Raw genomic sequence first — 401 nt, forward strand, 5'->3', positions numbered from 1 at the left:
TTCCCTTTCGACCGACGGCGCACGAGGGCGCCTTTCAAACGGAACTTCCCTATGTCTTAGGATCGACTAACCCATGTCCAACTGCTGTTCACATGGAACCTTTCCCCACTTCAGTCCTCAAAGTTCTCATTTGAGTATTTGCTACTACCACCAAGATCTGCACCGACGACCGCTCCGCCCGGGCTCGCGCCCTGGGTTTTGCAGCGACCGCCGCGCCCTCCTACTCATCGGGGCTTGGTCCTTGCCCCGACGGCCGGGTATAGGTCGCGCGCTTTAGCGCCATCCATTTTCGGGGCTAGTTGATTCGGCAGGTGAGTTGTTACACACTCCTTAGCGGATTTCGACTTCCATGACCACCGTCCTGCTGTCTTAATCGACCAACACCCTTTGTGGGGTCTAGG

General features: G+C 56.9%; 1 rRNA gene. It reads right to left on the reverse strand.

Annotated features, from left to right (window positions below):
* Positions 1–401 (reverse strand): 23S ribosomal RNA (locus SAY88_RS24785); the annotation flags it as partial.

Source organism: Halalkalibacter flavus (assembly GCF_036663575.1).
Classification (GTDB): Bacteria; Bacillota; Bacilli; order Bacillales; family Bacillaceae_D; genus Halalkalibacter; species Halalkalibacter flavus.